Annotated in this window: 7 protein-coding genes; 3 read left to right on the top strand and 4 right to left on the bottom strand. The window is 60.4% G+C overall.

Annotation, left to right across the window (positions count from 1 at the left end):
• Positions 1 to 1,547: 1,547 nt before the first annotated feature.
• Positions 1,548 to 2,435 carry a phage integrase N-terminal domain-containing protein gene (locus H512_RS0119650; protein ID WP_026784867.1) on the top strand — a complete coding sequence of 296 codons (888 nt, stop codon included), beginning with the start codon at positions 1,548 to 1,550 and terminating at the stop codon, positions 2,433 to 2,435.
• Entirely contained in the window at positions 2,432 to 2,761 is a 330-nt protein-coding gene (locus tag H512_RS0119645; RefSeq protein ID WP_026784866.1) for a hypothetical protein, read from the top strand. Before H512_RS0119650 ends, H512_RS0119645 begins: the two co-directional genes overlap by 4 nt.
• A 51-nt stretch (positions 2,762 to 2,812) precedes the next feature.
• Here H512_RS0119645 and H512_RS0119640 read toward each other — a convergent pair whose 3' ends face one another.
• From H512_RS0119640 to H512_RS27210, 4 genes are all read right to left on the bottom strand, one after another.
• Positions 2,813 to 3,016 (bottom strand): hypothetical protein, encoded by a 204-nt coding sequence (locus H512_RS0119640; RefSeq protein WP_026784865.1) that lies wholly within the window; start codon positions 3,014 to 3,016, stop codon positions 2,813 to 2,815.
• Between the two features lie 362 nt (positions 3,017 to 3,378).
• Positions 3,379 to 4,686, bottom strand: a complete 1,308-nt coding sequence (mobQ, locus tag H512_RS26665) for a MobQ family relaxase (protein WP_084798645.1) — start codon at positions 4,684 to 4,686, stop codon at positions 3,379 to 3,381.
• A gap of 225 nt (positions 4,687 to 4,911) precedes the next feature.
• Positions 4,912 to 5,286: a hypothetical protein gene (locus H512_RS0119620; RefSeq protein WP_026784862.1), complete on the bottom strand. Its 375-nt coding sequence runs from the start codon at positions 5,284 to 5,286 to the stop codon at positions 4,912 to 4,914.
• Between the two features lie 14 nt (positions 5,287 to 5,300).
• Positions 5,301 to 5,639, bottom strand: coding sequence for a hypothetical protein (locus H512_RS27210; protein ID WP_156899587.1), 339 nt, complete (start codon positions 5,637 to 5,639; stop codon positions 5,301 to 5,303).
• Between the two features lie 116 nt (positions 5,640 to 5,755).
• Between H512_RS27210 and H512_RS27205 the strand changes: the two genes are divergently transcribed.
• Positions 5,756 to 5,982: hypothetical protein (locus H512_RS27205; RefSeq protein WP_156899586.1), on the top strand; the 227-nt coding region annotated here is incomplete at its 3' end.

Below are 5,982 nucleotides of genomic sequence, written 5' to 3'. Positions count from 1 at the left end.
TCTCGCCGCTCGGATGGGAGCACATCAACCTCACCGGTGAATATCGGTGGCCAAATCCTTAGCGTAGGATTCCGCCCCCTCCCGCAAACGACCCCCACCATGAGGAGCCCCTCGTTGATGGGGTTGGACGATTGTAGACGGAGTAAGTATTATTCCCAAGATAATCACGCTAGTGCTCCCCCTTAACATGTTCTTTACCATACTGCGAAAACCGTGGTTTTTCAATGTGTCCGCCGTATGAGCCGCCAAATTACGCCGACACACTTTCCCGATATGGATCAACGGCGTGCCCAATATACGCATATTAACTTATATCTATTGTGAGCAACGCAACTAAATCGTTTTATGCAAAGACGCATTTATTTTACAGAACTGGGTACATCCAAAATAATCTGTTTTTGTTCTTATAAGACCCAATCTAAGCTTAAATTAAGCATGCCTTTCAGGCGATATCACTTCGCCAAAGGTACAGTTGTAGGCTTGTTCCCTGTTCGGCCCGCGCTGGAAGCGAAAGCCGAACCCGGCCGAAGGCCGAAAGCGACGTTCCCCGTCCCGACGCCTTCAGCTGAGCCACAAGGCGAAGGCCGAAGGCACCCGAAGGGCCGAAACGCAGTGGCGGAGGGCATCGCCCTTGCCGAGGCCTGCCTCGTGGCATTCTTCCGCGTCTGGATGGGATGATCTCGCCGGCAACGCCGGCACAATGCCCGCCGGCCTGTCGACCGGCGGCGGGGACCGGCTTGGTTCGCTACAGCGCTACTTTAGGGCGCGCTCACCTTCACCGGTCCCCCTTCGGGCCTGATGCCATCGCATCAGGTCTGACGGCAGCGCGAGGCTGCCGTTGAGCCGGGGTTCGGGCTGGCGATTGAACGCCCGATCGGGTGCTGCCCCTAAGCGGGAACGCTGGGAGGGAAGCTCCCGAATGGCTGGGGTTCGGGGCTGCAAACCCCGTCGGCAGGTGTTGCCTGCCGAACACGGCGCGAGGAGCCGTCACTACCGGAGACGCCAGTATCGGAGGTAGTGACGGCGACGGCTCGCTAGCGCTCGCCGCCGGACGGATGACACCCAACCCCAAGCCAGGCGCCAAAACCACACTGAAACAGCAGGATGTCAGATCCGATTTGGACGCGTGCCCATAAAGTGATGCCAGGGAGAACGGTGTCCCCCTGACCCGACACCGGAAGGTGACACCTCGGCCGACATCGGCCCTCACGTTTGAAAGGAGCATGACGCTCGCGCAGGCCGATTCCGGCCTGACATCCCCGCCAAAAGCACGACCCCACGGGCACGGCTGAGGCCGCTCAAGGAAGCAAACCATTTGACAGGAGATCGCAACCACGAACCAGCGCAACGACCATAAACGCACGATGGCGCCGCTGATTCAGCGGTCGCCGCAGGTAGGCAGAGGAGACCGAACGAAACGGATATGATCAACCGCATGAAATCGGCCTTCAGCGCGTCTTCGCGCTGCCGAAAGCCCTGAGGGGCGACGGTAGGCCAGTAACACTCAACAATTCGGCCCTGATCAGGCCACAAGGAAAGAAAGGCTCCTGGATAACCTCGCGCACAGCCTCGTGACGCTGTGCCTGCACAACGCAGACGGAAGCCGGACCACTCAGGCACAGCGGTGCACTGGCCTCTTGCTTGTTGCGAGTGACCTTCGCGCCCTCGGCTATCGGTTGCCGGGCGCCCAGTCCCTCAAGTCCAAACACGTCTCCGCCCTGGTGGCGTCATGGAAAGGCCAGGGGCTTTCGGACGCCACCATCAAAAACCGCATGAGCTGGGTTCGATGGGTGGCAGAGAAAACCCGCAAGCCCGGGCTCCTGCCACGCGAGAACCTGGAGTTCGGCCTTGCGGATAAATCCGTGTTCAAGGGCGCCCGGGCGGAAGCCACCACACGGGAACGCCTGGAGGCACTGCCGGAGCGGATGCAGCTCGCCGTCCGGCTCCAGATGGCCTTTGGCCTCCGTCTAGAGGAGAGCCTGAAATTCCGGGCGGCGTTTGCCGACCGGGGCAACGCGATCACCCTGAAGGGCAGCTGGTGCAAGGGCGGTCGTGAACGCACGATCATGGTGACGCACGATCGCCAGCGCGACCTTCTGGACGAGGTTCACCGCGTTTGCGGTGACGAGGCGATCATTCCAGCTGCCGCAAGCTACAAAACCTTCCGGAAGGCCTTTGAGAAAGCCACCCTCAAGGCTGGCGTCTCCAATCTCCACAAACACCGTCACTGGTACGCCTGCTGGCGATACAGGACCCTGACCGGCCTCAAACCGCCGGCCGAGGGCGGCCCTACGCACGACCAGCTGAAGCTGGCGGAGCGGGGCCGCCTCGACGAGGCCCGCCTCCAGATCAGCCGCGAACTTGGCCATGGCCGTATCGATGTCACGGACGCCTATCTTGGCGGCCGTTGGCCGGAACGGAGAACCGGGAAGTGACGAACCGCATCCCTCCACGCAGCGTCCTGTTTCGTCGCGCCACGGCCAGCGCCCGGGAGACTTTGGCCAAGGATCTGTTCTCTCCGGACAAAGTCCTGGAAGCCGCTGCGCAGGCAGCGGCGCTCGGCGAATGCTTTATTGTGCTGACGCCGCCGCGGCCGATCGATCTCCGCGGCACAGAGACGGCCAGCGAGTTGCTGGCGATTCTGAAGAAAGAAGGCTTTGAGTTTTCATGGGATCGGCGAGAACACCCCACGAACGTGGAGTTGCCGCCGACTTTCAACCTGCTGATCAGATGGGACAATGACCCGAAGATCAAGGAATGACCAGGAGAAGAGAGGCTCCGTTGGGAGCCCCTTCTGCGTGGCCAAGGGGGATTATTCCCCCTTTCCGCCCTGTTCCTTGCGCTTGCGAAGAACCAGGCGGCCGTTCACCGGCACAGCCGCGAGGGTGATATTGAAGCCGTCCTGGTCATCGTGCGCCCACGCACTGCCGATCTTGGTCCAGAAGGCGTGCTCGCCCTCCCCTTCGACCATGTAGACGGTATGGCTGGGGCGGTTCTTGGTGGCGGTCTCTTTCATTTGGATTTCTCCCGTTGGTTTCTCCGGTCGCGCCTTTCGCGGCCGGTCGGGTCCAAGCAGGCCCCGCTTCGGGAGACGGAATGCAAGGAGGGTCCGGCCGAGGGTCCCTCCGGGATACGGTTGGATGCCTTGTATTCTGGCTCCAAGGGGCTAAACCCGACCGATCCCTGGCCGTGAAAGCGCTCATCGGGAACACGGGGAACCAATCAGAGACGCCCCTCCGCCCTGCCTCGGGCCAATGGCGATCGGCGGCGCACAACTCTACCCAATCGGAGCTGCCACACGAGAGCCGGGGGTAACGCAACATTCGCGGTCGCCCAACGGCCGACTTCGCAAGCGCAAGGAGCTGGCGGAAAGGCAGCTTATCGCTCGGGCTCCCGCTCGTCCCGATCGCGAAGCTGCGGTTCCTCTTCAGCGGCCCTTTCGCGCCACCAGTCCTCCTGCGAAGGCCCCCCACCGGCCGACAACGGCTCGTCTGGCTCCCAATCCGATAGCTGGCTGGCACGAATGGCTTCTTCGTCCGTGAGCCACGGAAGGGGCTCCTGAGGATCATTGTCCTTTCGATATTGCTCTTGGGCGTTATCAAGAGCCCGGCGGTACAGCTCCAGAGCAGAGGCTTCATCGTGGTCGGCCAGCGCAAGCGCCGAATTGATGAGATACGGGCTTCCCTGAAGATATGGGAACAGCTCTCCTTGAAGAGCCTCCTCGATCTTCTGACGGATCTCTCCCGGAGAGATCATGTCCCGCATTTCATGCAAAACGAAGGGGTTAAAGTTCGCCGCCTCGGCGGACGGGGCTTCGTTTCGCATGCCCGACTGGTCATCTACGTCCGCCCAGAAGCGGGTCCAGGCCGCTTGTGCTATTTCGGGCAAATCGGCCGGCGGCTCTCGATTTGCCGGCGGCCAGAGCCGCCACGGAATATCGCCGTATCGCCCTTTCCAGGCGGAGACGACATACACATAGCCGGCGGCTTCGCCCGGGCGAAGCCGTGACCGATCTGTTTCTTCCATGGAAACGCTCCTCTGCCGGCGCCGAGCACGACGCTCTTCAGGGTTGGCACCTCTGTGCCGGGTAGGTTCCGCTTCGATATTGCGAGCGCGGTTGCTCCTCGGATCGATAGCCGCCGAGATACCGGCTGCAGCCAGCGCTTCGTTGGCGATCGAGGCCCAGGAGGCCCTCGCCTCTTTCACGAAGGAAAACTCGTCAGCGGAGCGGATTTTGAGGCCGAAGCCGCTCGCTGTCACCGCCCGCGTCGACATCAGCAAATGGGCGTGAGGGTTATGACCCGAACCATCGTCGTGAAGGGCCAGGTCGACAACGTGTCCTCGGGACACATACAGGCTGGCCATCTGGCGGGCCACTCTGAGCCAGGCCTCCCGGGGCAGCTCCCTTGGGAGCGCAATCTCGATCTCTTTGGCGAGGCGAGCGTCCTTGCGCTTTTCTGAAGCCTCGACCGCGTTCCACAAAGTCGCTCGATCGCGCATCCAGGCCGGCGCTCCCGCCGGCAAGAGGATCTCTGAACACAGGACATCACGACGGCCGCCAAATGCACTTAGGCGCTCTTCGGCCTCGTTCGGCAGTGTCTCTCCTGCCCGATAGGCAGCTGCTGCCACGATGGTCCGGCCATCGGCACGGCTGATGTTCTTCACATGAAGGTGGTAGAGCGCCACGCCCTCGCCTCCTATCGCCTCGCTCCTCCTGCAGGAGCACGCTTCCAACCCGGGCGGGCACGGGGGTCCCAAGGGGGGCTCCCCTTGGCGCACTCGCCGGCTTTTCCCAGTGCAGGCCCGAGCCTGCCTGGCCGAAAAACCGAGCGACGCATTGCCCGCTTTGGGGCAATGTTATCGATGCGTATACGCGTCGGGCAATGCGTAAGTGCGCTGTTAGAAATAACCTCACCGATCCCGGGAATCGTGGGATGGATCGCGATCCTCGGGGTCGCGCTCCATCCGCTTTTCCTCTGCTTCGCCGGCCACTGGCAGTCTGTACCAATCGTCCGGACTGGCCGGAGTATCCGGCCCGCGAGCCTCCAGGATGTCCCGAACCGCCTGCTCATAATCAAGAAGGGCCTCTACGCGGCCGATCTGATGGGCAACGCCTTCCCGCTGAAGGTAGAGATCCCCCAATGAAGAAAGCCAGCGGCCCGTCTCCGGAGAACCATGGAGGATGCGGGTCTCGTGTTGCTGGATGTCCATGCTCAAGGTGCCATATTGGCCGTTGAGAATGTCCAGCTCGGCTTCAAGGCGCGTTATCTGATCCTTGTCGAGCAATCAGGTCTCCCGTTTCAGTGTGCCCATTGATAGGCCGGCTGATAAGCCTTCTGCGAGTAGAGTTCCCCGTAATAAATCCCAAGTAGGCGCTTTCCCTTTTCCAAACCACGCTCGCAGGCAGCAACATATCTTTGCGCCTCTTTCAGTTTTTCAGGACGGCAGTTTTCAATGGAAAGACAGTAGTTTAAGCGACCCATAGCTTCTTCCAGGCGCTCATGACACCATTTTAGGCTTGCCTCTATCTCATCTATTCTCGATTTCAGATCACGACGACCATTCTCATCGAGTTCTAGTCCTTCGAAAACAGGCCCGGTAAATACAGTATTCATAAATTCAAAATACATATATTTCAAATATTGATCAAGAAAACAATGCAACTGAATTCGTAAAAATACACATTTGGGTTGCGTCGCTCTGGGCGCTTGGCTAGGCTTCGTTTCCAGCCTCCCAGACGACACGAGAGCGAAACATGCCAGACTGGTTTCGGGACCTTGATCCCCTGAAAAACAGCGGCAGCTCCTTTCCAACCGAAGGCATTTCAACCGGCCTGAAGATCGGGACGGCGATCGGGCGCTGGTTTTCGGCCGGTCGTGCTCAAAAGCGCGAAGCTGAGGAAAAGGAAGCCGAGAGAGCAAGGCAAAATGATGCTCTCAAGAACCCTCCGCCAATTCACGGCTCGGCGAAATGGGCCACAGG

It is taken from the genome of Pleomorphomonas koreensis DSM 23070, assembly GCF_000425185.1.
GTDB lineage: Bacteria > Pseudomonadota > Alphaproteobacteria > Rhizobiales > Pleomorphomonadaceae > Pleomorphomonas > Pleomorphomonas koreensis.
The sequence above is the reverse complement of the archived record's forward strand: the minus strand, read 5'-3'. Positions and strand labels throughout refer to the sequence as shown.

Excerpts from the sequence above, each read along its gene's own strand:
- H512_RS0119640 (WP_026784865.1), bottom strand. The coding sequence starts at position 3,016 with ATGAAAGAGACCGCCACCAAGAACCGCCCCAGCCATACCGTCTACATG.